The 20,830-nt window shown below is 70.5% G+C and carries 19 protein-coding genes; 5 read left to right on the plus strand and 14 right to left on the minus strand.

Annotation, left to right across the window (positions count from 1 at the left end; all coding sequences use genetic code 11):
- Nucleotides 1–46: 46 nt before the first annotated feature.
- The gene (locus ACFWCK_RS08895; RefSeq protein WP_233310015.1) at nucleotides 47–340 is read right to left on the minus strand and encodes a DUF4193 domain-containing protein; all 294 of its coding nucleotides are present in this window, start codon (nucleotides 338–340) and stop codon (nucleotides 47–49) included.
- Between the two features lie 197 nt (nucleotides 341–537).
- Between ACFWCK_RS08895 and sepH the strand changes: the two genes are divergently transcribed.
- Entirely contained in the window at nucleotides 538–1,602 is a 1,065-nt protein-coding gene (gene sepH / locus ACFWCK_RS08900) for a septation protein SepH (protein ID WP_233310014.1), read from the plus strand.
- Nucleotides 1,603–1,683: 81 nt separating this feature from the next.
- On the opposite strand, the gene ACFWCK_RS08905 is transcribed toward sepH, so the two are convergent.
- Nucleotides 1,684–2,811: an alkaline phosphatase family protein gene (locus ACFWCK_RS08905; RefSeq protein WP_233310013.1), complete on the minus strand. Its 1,128-nt coding sequence runs from the start codon at nucleotides 2,809–2,811 to the stop codon at nucleotides 1,684–1,686.
- A gap of 81 nt (nucleotides 2,812–2,892) precedes the next feature.
- Here ACFWCK_RS08905 and ACFWCK_RS08910 point away from each other — a divergent pair, with 81 nt between their 5' ends.
- Complete coding sequence (locus ACFWCK_RS08910; RefSeq protein WP_378805493.1) at nucleotides 2,893–5,340, plus strand: DNA topoisomerase (ATP-hydrolyzing) subunit A; 2,448 nt, start codon at nucleotides 2,893–2,895, stop codon at nucleotides 5,338–5,340.
- An 18-nt stretch (nucleotides 5,341–5,358) separates the two neighbouring features.
- On the opposite strand, the gene ACFWCK_RS08915 is transcribed toward ACFWCK_RS08910, so the two are convergent.
- The 4 genes from ACFWCK_RS08915 to ACFWCK_RS08930 are packed head-to-tail and all read right to left on the minus strand — an operon-like array spanning nucleotide 5,359 to nucleotide 9,401.
- The gene (locus ACFWCK_RS08915; RefSeq protein WP_378805494.1) at nucleotides 5,359–6,291 is read right to left on the minus strand and encodes a 3-oxoacyl-ACP synthase III family protein; all 933 of its coding nucleotides are present in this window, start codon (nucleotides 6,289–6,291) and stop codon (nucleotides 5,359–5,361) included.
- Nucleotides 6,278–7,600 carry a F390 synthetase-related protein gene (locus tag ACFWCK_RS08920; protein WP_378805495.1) on the minus strand — a complete coding sequence of 441 codons (1,323 nt, stop codon included), beginning with the start codon at nucleotides 7,598–7,600 and terminating at the stop codon, nucleotides 6,278–6,280. Before ACFWCK_RS08920 ends, ACFWCK_RS08915 begins: the two co-directional genes overlap by 14 nt.
- Complete coding sequence (locus tag ACFWCK_RS08925) at nucleotides 7,597–8,397, minus strand: MBL fold metallo-hydrolase (RefSeq protein WP_378805496.1); 801 nt, start codon at nucleotides 8,395–8,397, stop codon at nucleotides 7,597–7,599. Before ACFWCK_RS08925 ends, ACFWCK_RS08920 begins: the two co-directional genes overlap by 4 nt.
- The gene (locus ACFWCK_RS08930) at nucleotides 8,394–9,401 is read right to left on the minus strand and encodes an NAD-dependent epimerase/dehydratase family protein (protein WP_378805497.1); all 1,008 of its coding nucleotides are present in this window, start codon (nucleotides 9,399–9,401) and stop codon (nucleotides 8,394–8,396) included. The genes ACFWCK_RS08925 and ACFWCK_RS08930 overlap by 4 nt, the downstream gene beginning before the upstream one ends.
- Nucleotides 9,402–9,484: 83 nt before the next feature.
- Between ACFWCK_RS08930 and ACFWCK_RS08935 the strand changes: the two genes are divergently transcribed.
- Complete coding sequence (locus tag ACFWCK_RS08935) at nucleotides 9,485–10,714, plus strand: glycosyltransferase (RefSeq protein ID WP_378805498.1); 1,230 nt, start codon at nucleotides 9,485–9,487, stop codon at nucleotides 10,712–10,714.
- A gap of 3 nt (nucleotides 10,715–10,717) precedes the next feature.
- On the opposite strand, the gene ACFWCK_RS08940 is transcribed toward ACFWCK_RS08935, so the two are convergent.
- Genes ACFWCK_RS08940 through ACFWCK_RS08950 form a run of 3 tightly spaced genes read right to left on the minus strand, consistent with a single transcriptional unit; the run spans nucleotide 10,718 to nucleotide 14,253 of the window.
- Complete coding sequence (locus tag ACFWCK_RS08940; protein WP_378805499.1) at nucleotides 10,718–11,629, minus strand: arginase family protein; 912 nt, start codon at nucleotides 11,627–11,629, stop codon at nucleotides 10,718–10,720.
- Nucleotides 11,630–11,641: 12 nt separating this feature from the next.
- A complete protein-coding gene (locus ACFWCK_RS08945; RefSeq protein WP_378805500.1) occupies nucleotides 11,642–12,118 on the minus strand; it encodes a GNAT family N-acetyltransferase in 477 nt (158 codons plus the stop codon).
- Nucleotides 12,118–14,253, minus strand: coding sequence for a type IIA DNA topoisomerase subunit B (locus ACFWCK_RS08950; protein ID WP_378805501.1), 2,136 nt, complete (start codon nucleotides 14,251–14,253; stop codon nucleotides 12,118–12,120). Before ACFWCK_RS08950 ends, ACFWCK_RS08945 begins: the two co-directional genes overlap by 1 nt.
- 182 nt (nucleotides 14,254–14,435) lie before the next feature.
- Between ACFWCK_RS08950 and ACFWCK_RS08955 the strand changes: the two genes are divergently transcribed.
- The gene (locus ACFWCK_RS08955) at nucleotides 14,436–14,648 is read left to right on the plus strand and encodes a hypothetical protein (protein ID WP_378805502.1); all 213 of its coding nucleotides are present in this window, start codon (nucleotides 14,436–14,438) and stop codon (nucleotides 14,646–14,648) included.
- 83 nt (nucleotides 14,649–14,731) lie between these two features.
- Here ACFWCK_RS08955 and ACFWCK_RS08960 read toward each other — a convergent pair whose 3' ends face one another.
- Together ACFWCK_RS08960 and ACFWCK_RS08965 are read right to left on the minus strand one after the other, a co-directional pair.
- Nucleotides 14,732–15,772: an alanine racemase gene (locus tag ACFWCK_RS08960; RefSeq protein ID WP_378805503.1), complete on the minus strand. Its 1,041-nt coding sequence runs from the start codon at nucleotides 15,770–15,772 to the stop codon at nucleotides 14,732–14,734.
- Complete coding sequence (locus ACFWCK_RS08965) at nucleotides 15,769–16,491, minus strand: alanine racemase (protein ID WP_378805504.1); 723 nt, start codon at nucleotides 16,489–16,491, stop codon at nucleotides 15,769–15,771. Before ACFWCK_RS08965 ends, ACFWCK_RS08960 begins: the two co-directional genes overlap by 4 nt.
- Before the next feature lie 117 nt (nucleotides 16,492–16,608).
- On the opposite strand from ACFWCK_RS08965, the gene ACFWCK_RS08970 reads away from it, so the two are divergent.
- On the plus strand, nucleotides 16,609–17,631 hold the full coding sequence (locus tag ACFWCK_RS08970; RefSeq protein WP_378805505.1) for a sugar-transfer associated ATP-grasp domain-containing protein: 1,023 nt from the start codon (nucleotides 16,609–16,611) through the stop codon (nucleotides 17,629–17,631).
- A 67-nt stretch (nucleotides 17,632–17,698) separates the two neighbouring features.
- Here ACFWCK_RS08970 and ACFWCK_RS08975 read toward each other — a convergent pair whose 3' ends face one another.
- The 3 genes from ACFWCK_RS08975 to ACFWCK_RS08985 form a co-directional block, all read right to left on the minus strand.
- Nucleotides 17,699–18,403, minus strand: a complete 705-nt coding sequence (locus tag ACFWCK_RS08975) for a coenzyme F420-0:L-glutamate ligase (RefSeq protein WP_378805506.1) — start codon at nucleotides 18,401–18,403, stop codon at nucleotides 17,699–17,701.
- A complete protein-coding gene (locus ACFWCK_RS08980; protein WP_378805507.1) occupies nucleotides 18,400–19,638 on the minus strand; it encodes an RNA polymerase sigma factor in 1,239 nt (412 codons plus the stop codon). The genes ACFWCK_RS08975 and ACFWCK_RS08980 overlap by 4 nt, the downstream gene beginning before the upstream one ends.
- Nucleotides 19,639–19,864: 226 nt before the next feature.
- Nucleotides 19,865–20,800 carry a proteasome assembly chaperone family protein gene (locus ACFWCK_RS08985; RefSeq protein WP_233309998.1) on the minus strand — a complete coding sequence of 312 codons (936 nt, stop codon included), beginning with the start codon at nucleotides 20,798–20,800 and terminating at the stop codon, nucleotides 19,865–19,867.
- Between the last annotated feature and the right edge of the window lie 30 nt (nucleotides 20,801–20,830).

The following is a 20,830-nucleotide window of genomic DNA, read 5'->3' on the forward strand; positions in this document are numbered from 1 at the left end:
ACGCGCCCGGAACCGAGAGGGTCCGGGCGCGAGCAGCGAAGAGGAATCAGGCCGCGCATTCCTTGCAGATCGGGCCTGCCTTGTCCTCGTGGTCGAGCTGCGAACGGTGCTTCACGAGGAAGCAGCTGACACAGGTGAACTCGTCCTCCTGCGGGGGCAGCACCACGACGTCGAGCTCGACGTCGGAGAGGTCGGCTCCCGGAAGGTCGAATCCGCCCGGGTTGTCCGAATCCTCGACGTCGATCGACCCCGACAGCTTGTCGGGGACGCGCTCCTTGAGAGCCTCGATCGACTCGCTCTCGTCTTCGCTCTTGCGCGGGGCGTCGTAATCGGTTGCCATGGGGTGGATCTCCACTTTCATCCTGCGAGTGGCGGGCGCCGGGGGTGTTCGGCGGCCCATAGTTTGCATGACGCGCGTCCAAATCGCAAATGCCACTCTCTCAGGGCATCAGAACTGGCGGCGCGCCCGCGATATTCCCGGCGGCGCGCACACCGCATGACACCATGAACCGACACTCATTCTGAGGGGCTGAAGCCATGGAACACGTCACGATCGTCGGCGCGGAAGACGACGTCCTCGTCCTCGCCACCGAGTCGGGAGAGCGATTCGCCCTCCCGATCGACGAGGTGCTGCGCGCCGAACTGCGCCGGGCCAAGGCGGGCCGCGAGGAGAAAGCGCCGCCGCTGGCGGCGAGTCCCCGCGAGATCCAGTCGCACATCCGCGCCGGCATGTCGGCCACGGAGGTCGCCGAACTCCTGGGAGTCGACCTCGAGGTCGTGCAGCGCTTCGAGAGCCCCGTGCTCGCCGAACGCGAGCACGTCGTCGGCCAGGCTCTCGCGGTACCCGTGCTGATCGGCAGCGAGGTCGAGCCCGATGCGCAGCCCACCTTCGGCGTCGCGATCCGCGCCAAGCTCGCGGAACTGGCTGCCGGTGACGAGCGCTGGGCGAGCTGGAAGGACGACACGGGCTGGGTGATCAAGCTCGAGTTCACCGCCAACGACGTCGAACACGACGCGCGATGGAGCTTCGATCCGCGCCGCAGCGCGCTGGCCCCGTTGAATGCCGACGCCACGCAGCTGTCCCGGCAGGGCGCCTTGCCGGAGGGCCTGATCCCCCGCCTGCGCGCCTTGGACAAGGAGCGCCCGTCGCCGTACAAGGACGAGACCCGATTCGATTCGGGCGCGTTCGGTCCCCGCCTCGTGCCGGCGCCCGTCGAGTCCACCGTGACGGAGGAGGACGGCGCGGCCGACGCTCCGGAGCCGCGGTCGGCGCGCCACCCGCAGACCTCGTCCAACGCGCAGGAGGCGGCGACGCGCAGCGCTTCGTTCGCCCCCGCGACGCCGTCCGACACGGCCGACCTGCTGGAGGCCCTGCGCCGCCGGCGCGGTCAGCGCGAAGCCCGGCCGACGGTCGAGGAGGAGCCGGAGGAGTCGCGGCCGCTGGCTCTGTTCGAAGCACTCGAGCCGGGATACGAGCCGGAATCCGAGCCCGAGCAGTCGACCGCCCCCGTCTCGATCGACGGCGATTCCGCGCCGCGCCGGCGCCGCCGCGAGATGCCGTCGTGGGACGAGATCGTGTTCGGGGCCCGCAGCGAGGACTGATCACCGACCCGATCCACGGATCGGACTCGAGTCGGCCAGCGTGCGAACGCGCCGAAGGTCAGCGTGCGAACGCGCCGAAGGTCAGCGTGCGAACGCGCCGAACCGGAGCAGCGGAACGCGCAGCTCCTCCGGGCTGAGCGAGCCGTGCTGGCCGATCATGCCCTGCGAACGCTGGTCCTCGGCGGTGCCGTCGTAGAGCGCCCAGAGGCCCCGCGCGGGCACCACGAGATCGCCGATCCGCGCCTGCGCGTCAGCGGTCGGAGCGGATCCGAACAGGCCGCTGTCGATCGCCTGCGCGCGCGTGAGCACATCTGCGGCGCCTTCGACCCCCGCCGCCCATTCCGTCGCGATCGCCTCGAGTCGCGCCGGATCCTCGACGTAGACATGCAGCATGCGCGGCTCCCCCGCGATCGCCGCCACCCCGTCGTGCAGACGACTGCGCTCGTCGAGGACGAGGTGCCTGGTCCGGGGCACGTCGACCATGCCGTGGTCGGCGGTGACGAGCACGCCCACGCCGTCGGGCACCGCGGCCGGGATCGCCGCGTCCAGCTCCTCGAGCGCGCGGACCCACTCCGCCGATGCCACGCCGTGCTTGTGCCCGGCCTTGTCCACCTCCGGGAGGTAGCAGTACACGAGTGCCCCCTCGTGATCCTCGGCGAGGCTCAACGCCAGTGCGACGCGCTCGGCCGCGGTGCGCGCGGAGCGGAACTCGGCGCCGCGCAGAGTCGCGGCGGAGAAGCCGCTGCCCGCATACTCGGCCAGGCCCACGGCGAACGCCGGACGACCGGATCCGGTCGCGGTCTCGAAGACGGTGGGCGCGCTCTGCCATTCGGTCGGATCCACGCGCGCCTTCTCCCAGCCTGCGAGCTGGTTCACGAGCACGCCCGTGCGCGGATCCCTGACCTCGTACCCGACGAGACCGTGCCGGCCGGGATCCACCCCGGTGAGCAGACTGGTGAGGGCCGCCGCTGTCGTGGACGGGAAGACGCTGGAGAGCACGTCCTTCTTCGTCATCGCTCCCGACAGGCGTCGGGCATGGCCGGCGTGCCCTCGCAGCGGGATCGCACCCAGCCCGTCCATGACGACGAGCACTACCGACCGCGCCGCAGGCAGGGCGCCGTCACGGCCGTCGAGAGCGCCGAACAGGTCGTGCGCCACCCCGGTGATGCTCCGGGTGGAGGGCGGGATCGCCGGTAGCATGAGGGTCATCCGTGTCAGTCTCGCACAGAGCCCGGCACGGCCCCGGCGTCGAGAACCGCTCCGCCGCCGCCCGACACCCGCAGGAAGCCCATGCCCCGCACGACCACGCCGCCCGAGCCGATCGAAGAGCGCATCCAGGACATCGATCTCTCGAGCGAGATGCAGGGATCCTTCCTGGAGTACGCCTATTCGGTCATCTACTCCCGCGCCCTGCCGGACGCCCGCGACGGGCTGAAGCCGGTGCAGCGCCGGATCCTGTTCCAGATGGCCGAGATGGGTCTGCGGCCCGAGCGCGGCCACGTCAAGAGCGCCCGCGTCGTCGGCGACGTCATGGGCAAGCTGCACCCGCACGGCGACTCGGCGATCTACGACGCACTGGTCCGTCTCGCCCAGCCCTTCGCGCTGCGCCTGCCTCTCGTGGACGGTCACGGCAACTTCGGCTCCCTGGACGATGGCCCCGCCGCCTCCCGTTACACCGAGGCTCGCCTCGCGCCCTCCTCCCTCGCCCTCACCGAGAGCCTGGACGAGGACGTCGTCGACTTCGTCCCGAACTACGACGGCCAGTTCCAGCAGCCCTCCGTGCTGCCTGCCGCGTTCCCGAACCTGCTCGTCAACGGTGCGAGCGGCATCGCGGTCGGCATGGCCACCAACATGGCGCCGCACAACCTCATCGAGGTGGTGGCTGCGGCCATCCATCTGCTCGAGCACCCGGACGCCACGACCGAGGAGCTCATGGAGTTCGTCCCGGGGCCCGATTTCCCCTCGGGTGGCATCGTGATGGGCCTCGACGGCGTCCGCGACGCCTATGCGAACGGCCGCGGTGCGTTCAAGGTCCGAGGCAAGGTCTCCATCGAACCTCTCGGGCCGCGCCGCACCGGCATCGTCGTCACGGAGCTGCCCTACATGGTCGGCCCCGAACGCGTGATCGAGAAGATCCGCGACGCGGTGCAGGCGAAGAAGCTCCAGGGCATCAGCGACGTCAACGATCTGACGGACCGCAATCACGGCATGCGGATCCAGATCGGCATCAAGACGGGATTCGACCCGAACGCCGTGCTCGAGCAGCTGTACCGCCTGACGCCGATCGAGGATTCGTTCAGCATCAACAACGTCGCCCTCGTCGACGGGCAGCCGCGCACACTCGGGCTCAAGGAGCTCCTCAGCGTCTACGTGCGGCACCGCCTCGAGGTCGTCACGCGACGCAGCCGGTACCGCCTGGCCCGCCGGGAAGAGCGCCTGCACCTGGTCGAGGGACTCCTCATCGCGATCCTCGACATCGACGAGGTCATCCAGGTCATCCGCTCCTCCGACGACTCGGAGCAGGCTCGCACCCGCCTTCAGAGCGTGTTCGACCTCAGCGAGCGACAGGCCGAGTACATCCTCGAACTGCGGCTGCGGCGCCTCACCAAGTTCTCCCGCCTGGAGTTGGAGACCGAGCGCGACGCGCTCCTCGCCGAGATCGCGGCGCTGCAGGAACTGCTCGGCAGCGAGGCTCTGCTGCGCGCCCAGGTCTCGACCGAGCTCGATGCGGCGGCCGAGGCGTACGGCACCCCGCGGCGCACCATGCTGCTGAACGCTGCACCGCCCAAGGCCCGTGCAGCCAAGGGTCCGGTGGACACGCAGATCGCCGATGCGCCGACCATGGTGGTGCTGTCGACCACCGGCCGAGCCGTGCGCGTGGATCTCGAACCCGGCCAGGAGCTCTCCCCCGCCTCCCGCCGCAGCAAGCACGACGCCATTCTCGCGACGCTGAGCACGACGACCCGCACCGAGATCGGCGCGGTCACCACGGCGGGACGCGTGCTGCGCTTCACCGCGATGGATCTGCCCTCCATGCCGTCCGCCTCGGTGCATCTGGCGGCGGGCGTGCCGCTGCGCGACTACATCGGGCTGCTCGACAAGAGCGAGCGGATCCTCTCGCTCGTGCGCTTCGACGACGACACACCGATCGCGCTCGGTACGCGCACGGGAGTCGTGAAGCGTGTCGTGCCGTCGTCGCTCGCGGTGAAGCCCGAGCTGGAGATCATCGGGTTGAAGCCCGGCGACGCGGTCGTGGGTGCGGGCCCGGCCCCCGACGACGCCGAGCTCGTGTTCGTCACCAGCGATGCCCAGCTGCTGCACTTCGCCGCGTCGGTCGTGCGCCCCCAGGGTGCACCCGCAGGCGGCATGGCCGGGATCAAGCTCGGCGCCAAGGCCGAGGTGATCGCCTTCTCCGTGCTGGCCTCCGAAGCGGAGGCCATCGTCGTGACCGTATCCGGCGCGACCGGCATGATCGCGGGCACCGATGCGGGCCGCGCGAAGTCGTCCCGGTTCGCCGAGTTCCCGGGCAAGGGACGCGCCACCGGCGGCGTGCGCGCGCACGCGTTCCTGAAGGGCGAGGACCGACTGACCCTCGCCTGGGTGGGCGCCGAGCCCGCGCTCGCGGTCGGACCGGACGGATCGGCGCGTGCTCTGCCCGAGGCCGGTGCCAAGCGCGACGGTTCGGGACAGAGCATCGATGGCGTGATCGGGTCGATCGGCGGCGTGCTCGGCGCATGAGCGCCGGGCCCGCGTCGCCTAGAGCCGCAGCGCGAGCGCGTTGGCCGTGAGGCCGGCGGCCGTGCCGCACAGCACGACGGTGTCACCGGCACCGACGCGACCGGATTCCAGCGCCCGGGTCAGCATGAACGGCACCGACGCGGAGACCATGTTGCCGAACGCCTCGACCTCGTCGACGCGCCGGTCCTCGGGTACGCCGATCCGGTCGAGCATCGGACCGAGCGCCGCCGAGGCCTGATGCGGGATCCACAGGGCGATGTCGTCGTGGCCGAGACCCGCCCTCCGCAGGAACCGCTCGAAGAAGTCGGGCAGAACGCGCATCATGCCGAGCAGCGCCCGCCGGCCGTCCATGTCGAACAGGTAGTCGGCCGGATCCGCCCCCGCGTACTGCTGTGCAGGAGAATGCGACAGCCCGCCGCGCAGCTCGGTGTCGTGTGCGTGCGCGGGCCAGGTCTGCTGCTGGCTGGCGACCACGCCTCGGTCCGGCACGGTGGCGCGACGCAGCACGACGGCCACCGCGGCATCGCTGAACAGCTCGAAGCTCTCCTGCTGGCGCGGGTTGAGGAACCGCGAGGCGACGTCGCCTGCTACGACAAGCACGGTCTGGTGGTCGCCGCCCTCCAGATAGCGGGACGCGATGTCCAGGGCGGTGACGAAACTCGTGCACGTCGAGTTCACGTCGAAGGCGGCCGCATGACCAGCCGAGGTGAGGCGCTCCCACACGAGCGCCGCCGTGCACGGGATCGGCTGCACACCGGCGGCCGACGCTCCGAGCACGAGGTCGATGTCATCGGTCGTCAGACCGGCGTGGTCGACGGCGCGCAGTGCCGCATTCGCGAGCATGTCGAGGTGCGACACGTCGTCTTCGATCCGGTAGCGCACGCTCTCGCCGAACCGCACCGTCCGGCTCGGCAGCACGCTGCCCCACCCCGCGATCTCACAGCTCCGCATCGTTCAGATCCCCCCTCCAGCGCCGCTCGACGCGGCGCAGCTTCCGTCCCGGCTCCGGCGCGTACGACACGAAACGCAGTTCGGCGCGCTCCGCACCGAGACGGTCCGCCAATGATCCCAGCTCAGCCGCGACGTTCGCCCGCACGAGCGCGAGCGGTGTGTCCGCTGCCACCTCGATGCCGACCTCGAGCACTCGACGGCCGGTCTGCACGATGCGGTACTCCGCCACGCCGTCCGCGTACACCAGGGCACGCGACACCAGATCGGCGAACACCTCGACGACGCCCCCGTCCCGACCTGGCAGCCGCAGGGTGTCGCCCTCGCGGCCCTCGATCCGAGACAGCGCAGTCAGGGCGCTCCCGCACGGGCAGGGCGCGTCGCGCTCCCGGAGCACATCGCCGAGGCGGTAGCGCACGATGGGCTGCGCCCGGCGGCGCAGGTCCGTCACGATGGGCGCGAACCGGCCGTCGCCCAGCTGTTCCCGCTCGATGAGCAAGCCGTCCTCGTTGAGATGCAGCACGCCTTCTTCGCAGGTGTGCGCGAGGAAGCCCTCCGTGCACTGGTAGAGCTGGTGGATCCGCTTCTGTCCGAGACCGACCGCGATCCTGCGCTCATCGGCGATCTCGAGCACCTCGGCGACCGCGTAGACCTTCTCCGGGCGCACGGCGATCGCGCCGTTCTCGGCCGCCCGGGCGATCGCCAGCAGCACCGACGGAGGCGCGACCAGGATCGTGGGCGCGTAACGGCCGAGACGATCGAGGTTCTCCCCCATCTCTGCCAACACATCGAAGTAGGAGAACGAGACGGCACGGGATCCGACCGCCTCGTACAGCGTGTTGTCGGCCCGCAGGAACAGTGCGATGCGATGTCCGAGGATGCGCCCGCGCGGCAGCGTGCGCGCGAGCATCGTCCCCGCCCAGGCCTCCCGCTCCGCGCGGCTCACGAGGAACAGCCCGCGGTGTCCACTCGTTCCGCTGGACAGCCCGACCGAGCAGCCCTGGACATCAGCGGCGAAGTCGCGGGAGCGCTCGCTCGCCAGGGCGATCCGCATCGCCTCGTCACGATGGACGCCGACCGTGTTCAGCTCGTCGAAGCGATCCATCATGATGCTCTTGTCCATCAGCGGCAGCTCCGGAAGACCAGCGGAGCCACCCGCGAGGAGTGGACCGAAGTATGCGGAGCGGCGGCGGAGGAACCGCAGATGACGCCGCAGCAGGCGACGCTGCCGGCGCTCGACCGAGGCGCGCGTGCGCAGCGGTCGCAACCAGCGCGTGGCGGCGAACTCGGCGAGGATCCGCAACCGGCTCATCGCGGGAGCAGCTCTCGGTCGCCGACCTGATCGTGGCTGCAGACCACCCTGATGCCGGCGCGAGAGAGCGCGACCAGCCGGCGTGCCGTGTCCCGATAGGCGTCGCCGTCGTGCTGCAGCGCACGCGGCACCGCGCGCATGCGCGGCTCCTCTGCGAGCAGATCCGAACCCCACGCGGCGTCTCCGGCGAGCAGCACCCGATCGTCGATCAGCACGCCGAGATGGCCCTGCGCATGCCCGGGCAGGTCCACGAGGCTCAGCCCCGCACCGGGGAACGGATCCGCGACGCCCAATGGCACGCCCGCTACCTCCGTCGAGACGAAGTCGCTCCGGTCGAGGACGAGCGGATCCGGACCGGGGAACCAGGCCGGCAGCAGGCCGGGAAGGATCGCGTCCCGCAGCCGCGCCCGCCGCAGCGTCTCGAGTTGTCCGGCGGTGGTCACGATGCGCGCCGAGGGGAACCGCACGACCCCGCCGATGTGGTCCGGGTGGAGGTGGGTGAGCACGAGGTGCGTGACGCTCTCCGGAGCGACGCCGTCATCCGCGAGCTGTTGCGCGATGTCATCCTGGGCAGTCATCGTCGGGGGCAGGACGCGGCGGTACACGGCGCCGCGCCAGCCCGTGTGCCACGGCTGCGGGGCGTAGCCCGTGTCGACGAGCATCCGACGCCCGTCCCCGGGCTCGTACAGGAACGCGCCGGACGGGAAGGTTCGCACGTCGCGTCCGGCGTCGCGGAACAGGATGCCGATGTCGTGCACGGTACTCCCGCAGACGTAGTGTCGCAGTCGGTGCGTCATGCGACCGTGTCCGTCCGCGCGAGCAGGTCGGCCACGGCGCGGTCGAGCGCATCGTCGAGCGACACCTCCGGCGCATAGCCGAGCTCCGCGCGAGCCCGGGAGATGTCGAGGGTCTGCGCGTACGCGATGGTCGACAGCGTGTAGCGGGTCAGTGGAGGCTCGGGGCGGGTGGGCAGCGCACGACAGATCCCCTCGAGAGCCGCCGCGAGCGTCCAGGCGCCGCGGCGGGAGAGCCGACGGAACCGGGCGGTCTCACCGAGCCGAGACAGCAGTCCCTCCAGCAGCTCACGGAACGGCCGCGGCTCGCCGTTGCTGATGTTGTAGACGCCTCCGGCCGGATCGCCTTCGCTCAGCGCGAGCCGGAGTGCACTCGCCACGTTCTCCACGGCCGTCACATCGACGAGGTTGCGCCCGTCGTCGAAGAGCGGCACGCCGATGCGACGGTGCACGGCGAGCAGCCGCGGCACGAGACTCGGATCCCCGGCGCCGATCAACCCGCGCGGACGCAGGATCACGAGTTCCCGGATCCGGCCCGTCCGCTGCGCCTCGCGCAGCAGCGCCTCGGCGGCGAGCTTCGAGCGGATGTAGTCGTTCAGGCGGTTGCCGGGGTCGACCTCCTCCTCGCGGATGCCGATCCGGTCGCGCGCGGCGGCGTAGACGCTCGGCGACGACACGAAGACGAACCGGCGTGCCCCGCCTTTCTCGGCGAACCTCAGGGCCGCCGCCGTCCCCTCGACGTTGGCGGTGATGAAGTCGCGCGGGCGCCCCCAGGGTGACGACAGCGCGGCGCAGTGCACGACCGCGTCGACCTCGCCCGCCGCATCCGGGAGCTCGGCCAGGGACGAGACCAGGGTCTCCTCCGGCGCCGCCACCCGAGCGAGCGCGTCCGCATTGCGCCCCGAGGCCAGGACCGGGATGTGGTGCGCCCTGAGCTCGCGCACGACGTATCCGCCGAGGAACCCGCCGGCGCCGGTGACGAGGACGGGTCGGGCGGACGCTGACATGCCCCGATGCTATGGCACGACCGCGGCGCCGACGGGGAGGTCCGGCGCACGAAGCGGCTCCGGGGCCGCCCTAGAGTGAAACGGTGCGCATCGCGATGGTCACGGACTATTACCTGCCGACGCTCGGCGGCGTGCAGACCGCGATCAAGGCCCATCGCGAGGAGCTCCTGGGCGCGGGACACGATGTCGTCGTGTTCGCCCCGCTCGCGGAGCCCTCCCCCGACCCGGGCGTCGTGCGGCTGCCGACGGCGCGCGGCTTCGCCCCCGATGGCTACCCGTTCACCTGGCCCCTGCGCGACGCGACCGCCCAGCTCGTGCACGACCTCTCCGGCTTCGACGTCGTGCACGTGCACACCGAGATGTTCGCCGCTCTCGCCGCGTACCGCGCCGCTCGGTCGCTTCGCATCCCGCTCGTCCAGACCATGCACGGGCGCATCGACGTGTACACGCGATCGGTGCTCCCGCTGCCGGGGATCACGACGGCGCTGCTCGCCGGTCTGCATCGCCGCGGACTCGGCCCGGCGCCCGGGACGCGACCGCTCGACCTCGACGCGAGCGCTCCCTACGCCCGCACCCGCACGGCTCGGCGCATGTGGCGGCTCATGGTGAGTCAGGCACAGCGCGCCGATCGTGTGATCGTTCCCTCCGCGCACTTCGCCGCCAAGCTCGTGAGGCAGGGCGTGCAGACGCCGCTGGATGTGCTCTCGAACGGGCTCGAAGCGACCGTGCTCGACACGATCGGGACGCCCGCCGAACGGCGGCCGGAACCGGGCGCGGACCTGCGGGTGCTGTGGTGCGGACGGCTGTCACCGGAGAAGCGTCCCCAGGTGTTCCTCGACGCCGTGTCTCGCACGCCGGGGATCGAGGCCGTGATGCTGGGTGACGGCATCTCACGCCGGGCGGTCGCGCGCGCCGCGTCCCGGATCGGATCCGGGCGGGTCGACGTGCGCGGATCCGTGCCGCAGGCCGAGGTGCTCGCCGCGATGCGCACGGCGCATGTGCTCGTGTCCAGCTCCTTCGACTTCGACAACCAGCCGATGGTGCTGCTCGAGGCCGTGGCCGCCGGTCTGCCGGTGATCGTGGCGGATCCGGATCTGTCCGAGGCCCTGCCGCGCGACGGTCATCTCGTCGCGCCCCGGCCCGATGCCGCGGGGCTCGCCGAGGCGCTCGCCGCGTTGCGGGACGACCCCGCCCTGGTCGCGGACATGAGCGCGGCCGCGATCGCCCACCGCCCGCGCGTGGCCCAGAGCGCCCACCGCGAGGGACTGCTCCGCGCCTATCGCGCCGCGGTGACCGCCCGGGCTTCGCGCTGACCGTCACTCCTCGCCGGGCGCCGTCCCGAGTTCGGCGAAGCCCTCGGCGATCACGTCCGCGAGCGTCGCCGCGTGGACGCCGTCCGGGTCCAGATCCGGATCGAACATCGTCACGGAAGCGCCCCAGGCGTGCGGCGCGAGGGCGCGCAGCAGACCGATCAGCTCATCCGGGGCGAGGCCGCCGGGGTCGGGGCTGTCCACGGCGGGCATGTGCACGGGGTCCAGCACGTCGACGTCGACCTGGATCCAGTAGCGGCGCTCGAGCCCCTCGACCGCCCGCACGCGGGACGCCGCCCGCGCCGCACCGTGCAGGATCACCTCATCGGCGGGGATGACGAGGGCGATCGCCCCGCGCACCTCCTCGACGAACGCGTCCTCATAGCGGTGGCCGATGTGCGCGACGTGATCGGCGTCGAAGTACGGTCCGAGTCCGTCGATCTCAGCGAGCTCCGGCGAATGACGGCCGATCGCGATCGCCAGGTCCTCCCCCGCGACGCTGCCCACGCCCGTGCTGTTGCCCGGATGCCGGAAGTCGGTGTGGCCGTCGATGTGGACCAGGCCCCCGCCGCCGGTCACCCGCGACGCCAGACCGGCGGCGATCGCGAGGCTGCAGTCTCCGCCGAGCACGAGAGGTGTCTGGCCCGCTTCCCGGATCTCGAACAGCCGATGGGCGAGCCTCCGGGCGTGATCGATGATCGACGCCTGGTTGCGCACCGTACCCGCCGGGCGCCGTCCGTCATCGTCCACATAGCGTCCGGGCAGCACGACACCGGCATCGACCGCACCGGCGGCGTGCAGCCGCCGGTGCAGACCGGCCTCTCGCAGGGCCTCCGGGGCCTTCGCGGTGCCGGGCACGCCGCCGCGTACGGGCGGACGCAGTCCGAGGTTCGTTGGAGCGGAGACGACGGCGACCATCGTCTCAGTCTGTCAAGGAGCCGCCACGGTCTCGGCAGCCGCGCGCGGATCGCGGCGCATCCAGATGTCGATGCCGTCGTTCTGCTCGACGACGAAGCCGTGCCGCTCGTACAGACGCAGCGCGGCGGATCCGACCAGCACCTGAAGCCGCAGCGGCCGGTCGGCGGGAGCGTCCGTCAGCACGGAGCGGAGGACCGAGGATCCGATGCCGCGACCCTGGTGCCGCGCGTCGAGATAGAACATCTCCAGCCACAGCGCCTCCTGATCGGGGCGCAGTGTGATCGTGCCCGCGTCCTCGCCGTCGACGGCGATCATCCAGGTGTGCGACGGCGAGAAGTGCTCGACGACGCGGGCGCGGGAGCGCTCCGGGTCCCAGCCGACCAGCGGTTCGAGATCCTGCCGCAGCACCCGCTCCTTGAGCGCCGCGATCGCGTCGATGTCGCCGGGAATCGCCGGGCGCAGCGACACGCCCGGTGCGAGCGCGGACATCAGGCGTCGATGGCCTCGCGGGCGAGGCGATCGGAGGAGTCGATGATGAACTCGCGTCGCGGAGCCACCTCGTTTCCCATCAGCAGTTCGAACACGCGACCCGCCGCCTCGGCATCCTCCATGCGCACACGTCGCAGCAGACGCCCGGAGCGATCCATCGTGGTGGAGGCGAGCTGCTCGGCATCCATCTCGCCGAGCCCCTTGTACCGCTGGATCGGCTCATGCCAGCGCTTGTTCTGCTTGCGCAGCTTCGCCAGCAGGGAATGCAGCTCGCCCTCGCTGTAGGTGTAGATCGTCTCGTTCGGCTTGGATCCGGGGTTCATCACGATGACGCGGTGCAGCGGCGGCACGGCCGCGAAGACCCGCCCGTCCTCGATCAGCGGTCGCATGTAGCGGTAGAAGAGCGTGAGCAGCAGCGTCCGGATGTGCGCGCCGTCGACGTCGGCGTCGCTCATCAGGATGACCTTGCCGTAGCGCGCCGTCGAGAGGTCGAAGGAGCGGCCGGATCCGGCGCCGATCACCTGGATGATCGAGGCGCACTCCAGGTTCGACAGCATGTCGCTGACCGACGCCTTCTGCACGTTCAGGATCTTGCCGCGGATCGGCAGGAGCGCCTGGTACTCGCTCGTGCGGGCGTGCTTGGCCGTGCCGAGCGCGGAGTCGCCCTCCACGATGAACAGCTCGGTCTGTGCGACGTCGGTGGATCGGCAGTCCACGAGCTTGGCCGGCAGCGAGGAGGACTCCAGTGCGTTCTTGCGGCGCTGGGTCTCCTTGTGCGCCCGAGCCGAGACGCGCGCCTTCATCTCGGCCACGATCTTGTCCAGCAGCATCGAGGCCTGGTTCTTGTCGTCGCGCTTGGTCGATGCGAAGCGCTCGCCGAGCGCCTTGCGGACCACCTGGGCGACGATCGTGCGCACGGCGGGCGTGCCCAGCACTTCCTTCGTCTGGCCCTCGAACTGCGGCTCGGGTACGTTCACGGTCAGCACGGCGGTGAGGCCCGCGAGCACGTCGTCCTTCTCGAGCTTGTCGCTGCCGGCCTTCAGGCGGCGGGCGTTCTGCTCGACCTGCGCACGCAGGACCTTGAGCAGCTCCTGTTCGAAGCCCTGCTGGTGCGTTCCGCCCTTGGGCGTCGCGATGATGTTCACGAACGAGCGGGTGCTGGTGTCGTAGCCCGTTCCCCAGCGCAGCGCGATGTCGACCGCGCAGACGCGTTCCACCTCGGTCGCGATCATGTGGCCGTCCGCCTGCAGCACCGGCACGGTCTCCTTGAACGTGCCCTCGCCCTGCACGCGCCAGGTGTCCGTCACCGGCGCGTCGGTGGCGAGGTACTCGACGAACTCGGCGATGCCCCCCTCGTAGTGGTACGAGGTCTCGTTCACCGCCGCTGCCGAGCCGGGTCCGGATTCGGCCTCGGTACCGTCCGTGGCGACGGCGCCGGTCACCGCGCGCTCGTCCCGGACCACGAGCTCGAGACCCGGCACGAGGAAGGCGGTCTGCCGCGCGCGGGTCTCCAGCTCGGCGAGCTGGAACGCGGCGTCCTTGGTGAAGATCTGCCGGTCCGCCCAGTAGCGGATGCGGGTGCCGGTCACGCCCCTCGGCGCCTTGCCGATCACGCGCAGCTCGCTGTTGTCCTGGAACGGCGTGAACGGGGCGTCCGGCCGCTTCTCGCCCGAATCCTTGAAGATGCCCGGCTCGCCGCGCCGGAACGACATCGCGTAGACCTTCCCGCCGCGGTCGACCTCGACGTCGAGTCGCTCGGACAGGGCGTTCACGACCGAGGCGCCGACGCCGTGCAGACCGCCCGAGGCGGCGTACGAGCCGCCGCCGAACTTGCCGCCCGCGTGAAGCTTCGTGAAGACGACCTCGACGCCCGTGAGACCTGTGCGCGGCTCGACGTCGACCGGGATGCCTCGCCCGCGGTCGTGCACCTCGACGCTGCCGTCGGGGTGCAGGAGGATGTCGATCTTCGTGCCGTTGCCCGCGACAGCCTCGTCCACCGAGTTGTCGATGATCTCCCAGAGGCAGTGCATGAGCCCCGGGGAGCCGTTCGAGCCGATGTACATTCCAGGCCGCTTGCGGACGGCCTCGAGACCCTCGAGGACCTGGAGATGATGGGCGGAATACTCGGCTGTCACAATCCCCCATCGTATCGAGGAGAGCGGACGTCGCCCCGACGACACTCCTCACCGTCACCCGCTCGTCATCGAGCGCGTACGCGGTGAGCGAAACACGCCGTCTCGCGGGCATGACTCCCAGCTCTGCGTGGTTGTATTGAGCACACTCCAACAGCGGACCCGAACAACGAGGAGGCATCGAGATGAACGCGACGACCGAACGGAATAGCACCGTCATCCCCCGCCTCACGGCGATGGACCGATGCGACTCCTGCGGAGCCCAGGCATACATCGCCGCCGAGGTCAACGGCAGCGAGCTGCTGTTCTGCGCTCACCACGGGCGCAAATACGAGGAAAAGCTCCGCGCGGTGGCGACGAGCTGGCACGACGAGACGTCGCGTCTGCTCGACAGCTGACCCGCTCACAGACAGAAGCGCCCGGTGTCCTCGGACATCGGGCGTTTTCATGTCGGTGGACGCGCCGATCCGAGACGGAAGGCTCAGTGCTCTTCGCGCCGCACGTGAGCGGTGAGCCGGCACAGGATCTCCTCGCCCACGGTGCCGATCGCCTCGGCGAGGGTGGTCGGGGTCGCTTCGCCGTGCGCACCCCGGCCGAACAGGACCACCTCGTCGCCGACCGCGGCGGCATCCCAGCCCGCGACGCGCACCGTGTCGGGGCCGACAGCCAGGAGCGTCCGGGCGCCGGCCGGTGTGCCCACCTGCACGCGTCCGGCGAGGATGCTCGGCAGCCCGTCGAAGGATCCGACACCCACGACGACCTCATCCCCGTCGATGCGCAGCACCGGCGCGACGAGCTCGGCCGCGGGCGCGATCCCCGGCAGATCCGGCCCGTCGGCGGAGCGCACGCCGAAGCAGAAGGCGCCCACGCGGACCAGCGTGCCGCGCAGCTCCGGGCGGGCCCAGGTGGCGGCCGAGGCCGTGAGGTGCCGGTGGGGCAGGTCCGCACCGAGTTCGCCGGCACGGCGCACAGCCGCGAGGAATCGCGCCTGCGCAGCGTCGTCCTCGTCGTCGCTCGCCTCCGCGAGGTGGCTCCACGCGCCCACCAGCAGCAGTCGCCCGTCGTTCTGCGACCGCAGCGCCGCCCCGACTCCCTCGTCCCACTCCTCGGCCGAAAGCCCGTTGCGGTGCAGTCCCGTGTCGACCTTGAGATGGATGCGCGCGACGGCGCCGAGCTCCGCCGCCCGCGCGATCACCCGGCGCAGATAGTCGAGCGTCCCCACGCCGAGGTCCACGTCGGCCCGCAGCGCCGCGTCGATCTCCGCATCGACCGAGGTGGCCCAGGCGAACAGCCGTGGCACCGGACCGACCTCGTCGCGCAGCCGGAGCGCGGTGGGGACGTCGTAGGTGCCGAACCATCCGACCCCCGCGTTCGCCGCGACACGCGCCGCCCAGGCGGCGCCGAGGCCGTAGCCGTCGTCCTTGAGCACCATCATCAGCGTGGACGGCGCGACCCGCGCGGTCACGGCCGCGATGTTCGCCTGCAGCACGGCCTGGTCCACCCGCAGCACGGGACCGGTCATGCCTCCCATGCCCGCTCCGTCCTCTGCCCGGCCACGGCCACCAGCTCGTCGATGCGCATGCCGGTGATCCGAGCCCAGTCGGCGACCCCCGCCGACAAGGGGCCTTCTCCGCCGAAGTACGTCGCCTCGGCCCCCACGGCGACGTCCGCCCCGCCGATGTCCGCCACGCAGACGTCCATGGCGATCCGGCCGACGATCGGGTGCACCACACCGTCGATCTCGATCGACGCCCGGCTGCCGAGCGCACGTACCACGCCCTGCGCATAACCGCCGGTGACGAGCGCGAGGCGCGAATCCTCGGAGGCGCGATGGATGTAGCCGTAGGACACACCGGCGCCCGCCGCGATGTCCTTGGTCGAGAGCACGCGCCCTGCCACGCGCATCACCGGTCGGCCCGGCAGCGCCCCGCTCGCATCCGGCAGGCCGTACAGCACACGCGGATCCAGCTCCGGCGTCTCGGTGCAGGTCGCCTCGATGCCTTCCGCTCGCAGCAGCGCGACGTCGTGCGGCCCGTCCACGCGCACGCCGCGCGCGCCTGCCGCCGTCACGACCCGAGCGACGTCGAGGAGGCCGTGCCCCCACGCATCGTGGCGAAGATCCGCGATGCCCGCTCCCCCGGCGGCGACCGCGGCGGCGGCCCCGTCCTCGAGCGCCGATCGCGAGATCAGCGAACGCAGCATCGCACTCTGCGGAAGAGTGTCGGGGAGCGGCTCGTTCACCCTCCCAGCCTACCCGGGCGGATCCTGCCGGCCCCGTCCAGCGCCCTCGCCCCGGGGTTCTCGGAGGCGGGCCGCCTAGACTGGACCGGTTCCCCGTCCGATCTCCCCGGAGTACGCATGCCCTCGAACGGCCTCGGCCTCAAGTCCCGTCTCGGCTATCTCGCCGAGCGCGCCCGTCGCATCAACGTCGGCTCGGTGATCGAGCGCGCCAAGGAGGCGTCCGCGCAGCACGGCAAGGCCGTCCCCGCCGTGGTGGTGGACATGCTGTGGTCGGCCGGCCGCCACAACGTGGGCTTCCAGGACTACATCGACTACGACTTCGCGATCCTGAACCGCGCAGAGCGCGCGACCTACATGACGCACCCCGTGTCGAACCAGATCTCGGAGCGCTACGCGCACCCCGATTACCGGCACCTCTTCCACGACAAGATCGAGTTCGACGAGAAGTTCTCGGACTTCCTCCGTCGCGAGTGGATGGTCGTGAAGCCCGGCAACGCCGACGAGCTGCGCACCTTCGTGGAACGTCAGGGCACGGTCATCGTGAAGACGCCGATGGGTCAGGCCGGTTCCGGCGTGTTCCGGTACCACGCCGCCGACGTCTCCGACTGGGATGCCTTCCACGCCGACCTGCTGGGCCAGGGTCGTCTGCTCGTCGAGGAGGTCATCCGGCAGCACCCCGACCTCGCCGCGGTCTGCCCCGGCACGGTCAACACGACCCGCGTCACCGCCTTCTTCGACGGCGAGAAGACCCATATCCTCGCGATGGCCCAGAAGTTCGGACGTGGCGAGGTCAGCGATCAGATGTCGTTCGGCGGCTTCTACACGATGCTCGACGACGACGGCCACGCGGTGAGCGCGGGCTACGACTCCCACGGGCACGTGCACGAGCTGCATCCCGACTCGGGCTTCCGCATCGCCGACTTCCAGCTGCCGCTGATCGACGAGGTCAAGGCGTTCGTCGACCAGGTCGCCCGCGTTGTGCCCCAGGTGCAGTACGTCGGCTGGGACATCGTCGTCGGCCCGGACGGCCCCGTACTCGTCGAGGGCAACTGGGGCGCCGGCGTCTATGAGAACAAGCCGAGCGTCTCGGGCATCCGCACCGGGCACAAGCCGCGCTACCAGGCGGCCATCAAGTTCTGAGCGCCTTTCGCACGAAGAAGCCCGCCCTGTCACGACGACGAGGCGGGCTTCTTCGTGGTTCACACGGTCAGGCTGCGCGGATGATGCCCATCGGGGTCGACTCCGTGCCCTGGCCGAGCGGGTTGTCCTTGAGGATCGCGACGAGGCGCTTCTCCGCAGTCTTCTCGAGCGTGGAACCGAGGATGTTGCCGCCGAGGTCGTTGATGTCGACGACGGCCACGTCGCACACCCCGCCGATCAGCTGCTGCATCTCGTGCGCCACCTCGCGGGGGCGCGCCGGCCCCAGCACGACCGAGCGGTCGTAGGGCGGCATCGTGCCCTCGGTCGGCCCGTCGATCGCCCGCGCCTTCTCCCCGGCGATCCGGTAGAAGTCGCCGCGGCGTCCGAACGCCTTGGTGACGGCGGAGACCGCGGCCGCGAACAGGATCCTCGGCGTGCCGCACTCGCGCAGAGCCATCTCCATGGTCTCGGGCATGCCGAGTCCGATGCCGTAGGGCGTGCGCGTCACGTACTTCGACAGGAAGAACGCGAGCTTGCGCGGCTGGATCTCCTCGAGCAGGAACGAGCGCCCCTGGGTGATGCCCACGATCTTCTCGGTGATGAAGAGCAGGTCGCCCTTCTGCACCTCACCCGCGGCGTACTCGGTGACGATGTCGGCGAGCACGTCGCCGGGCATGACCACCTTCGTGCGGATCGGGATACGCAGCCAGCGAGTCCCCTCGACCGAGATGTCGAGGTTCTTACCGTCGTTGGGCTTCGCCGCCGCACTCACTCGAGGTAGTCCCGCAGCGACTGCGAACGGCTCGGGTGACGCAACTTGGCCATCGTCTTCGACTCGATCTGGCGGATCCGCTCGCGGGTCACGCCGAACGTGTCGCCGATCTGGTCGAGCGTCTTCGGCTGGCCGTCGCCGAGGCCGAAGCGCATGCGGATCACACCCGCCTCGCGCTCGGACAGGGAGTCGAGCAGCTGCTCCAGCTGGCGCTGCAGCATCGTGAAGCCGACCGCGTCCGCGGGGACCACGGCCTCGGTGTCCTCGATGAGGTCGCCGAACTCGCTGTCGCCGTCCTCGCCGAGCGGGGTGTGCAGCGAGATGGGCTCACGGCCGTACTTCTGCACCTCGATGACCTTCTCGGGGGTCATGTCGAGCTCGCGGCTCAGCTCTTCGGGCGTGGGTTCGCGACCGAGGTCCTGCAGCATCTGACGCTGCACGCGGGCGAGCTTGTTGATGACCTCGACCATGTGCACCGGGATGCGGATCGTGCGGGCCTGGTCGGCCATGGCGCGGGTGATGGCCTGACGGATCCACCAGGTCGCGTAGGTCGAGAACTTGAAGCCCTTGGTGTAGTCGAACTTCTCGACGGCGCGGATGAGGCCCAGGTTGCCCTCCTGGATGAGATCCAGGAACTGCATGCCGCGGCCCGTGTAGCGCTTGGCGAGCGACACGACGAGGCGCAGGTTGGCGCCGAGCAGGTGGCTCTTGGCGCGCTGACCGTCGCGGGCGACCCACTGCAGGTCGAGTCCGAGCTGACCGGTCTTCTCGGCCGCCGACATCACGGAGAGCTTCTCCTCGGCGAACAGACCCGCCTCGATCCGCATCGCGAGCTCGACCTCTTCGGCCGCATTCAGCAGCGCGACCTTTCCGATCTGCTTCAGGTAGTCCTTGACCGGGTCGGCGGTGGCGCCGGTGATCTGCGTCGAGTAGACGGGGACGTCGTCCTCATCGGTCGAACTGATCCGGATCGCGCCGGTGGGCAGCGGCTCGCTGAAGGCGGGCTTGGCGCCCTCCTCCTCGTCGCCGTCATCGGCATCCGCGGGGGCCTCCTCGGAGGCGGCCTCGTCGACGGCATCCTTCTTCGCCCTTACGGGCTTCTTCGCGGCCGGCTTCTTCGCCGCCGCCTTCGTCGGAGCGGCCTGCTCCGCGGCGTCGGCGGCTGCCGCCGCGACCTCCTCGGGCTCAGCGGCCTCGGTCTTCGTGCGGGTGTTCTTCTTCGTGGCAGTCGTCACGTCTCGCCTCTCAACGGAGCGCTGCGCGGGCGCCCTGTGTTCGTTCAGCCTGTCGGCTTGATCGGCCCGTGCCCTTGCGGGCACTAGTAAGACCCTTGTCAAGTCCCCAGACCTTGCGGAGTGGGTATTGACAACGGGTCGTCAGATAAGTATCGCACACTCTGCGGTCGCCGACACCGGATCCCGCATTCCGCGTCGAACCTCTCGGAACACTCCCGGAATCGGCTCAGATCCGGCCGTTCTTGTCCTCGTCCCCGCCGGGCCGCGTGGCCAGGAAGCGCTCCAGTTCTGCAGCGAGCTCATCGGCGCTGGGGAGCGATCCCTCGTCGAAACGGGCGGGCGCCTCGTCCTCAAGCTCGAGACCGGACATGTAGGCGTCATACCTGTGCTCAAGGGTCTGCACCATCTGGCCGAGCTCTTCGTTGTCGCGCACCTGCTCGTCGACCCGCTCCAGATACTCCGCGCGCTTCTCCCGCAGCGCATCGGTGAGCAGCACCAGCCCCGTCGCCGCCATGACCTTCTCGGCGGCGGTGAGGACCGCATCCGGATACTCGGTGTCGGCGAGATAGTGCGGCACGAGCAGAACGAAGCTCGCGACGCTGCGCTCCGCCTGAACGAAGCGGTACTCCAGCAGATGCCCCGCCGTGCCGGGCACCTGGGTGCGCGGGCGCCACACCGAATGCGCCGCCGTGAGCTCGGCCCTGTTGCCGCTCGCGGTGACCCCGATCGGTCGGGTGTGCGGCACGGGCATCGCGATGGAATGGACCCAGGTGACAGTGGAGACGTCGTACTCGGCGGCGAAGTCGAGGACCACGTCGGCGAACGCGTTCCATGCGAAGTCGGGTTCGTAGCCCGCCAGCAGCAGGAACGGCCGTCCCAGTGCGTCGTGCGCCAGGGACAGCTCGAGGCGGGCGGGCTTCAGCTCCGCGATGTGGTCCTGGTCGAAGGTGAGCACCGGGCGGCGCGCGCGGTAGTCCAGCAGCAGGTCGTTGTCGAAGACCAGCACCGGCTGCGGATCCGTCGTCTCGACGAGGTGGTCGATGAGCCCGGACACCGCGGATCCCGCGTCCGTGAAGCCGGTCAGCAGGATGACGAGCGGCAGGCCGGACGGCACGCCGCCGGGGTAGGCGACGCGTTCGTGGATCTCTCCGGAGATGGGCATGCCTCCATGCTACGAGTCACCCCGCCGCCC

It is taken from the genome of Microbacterium sp. NPDC060117, assembly GCF_042729315.1.
Lineage (GTDB): Bacteria > Actinomycetota > Actinomycetes > Actinomycetales > Microbacteriaceae > Microbacterium.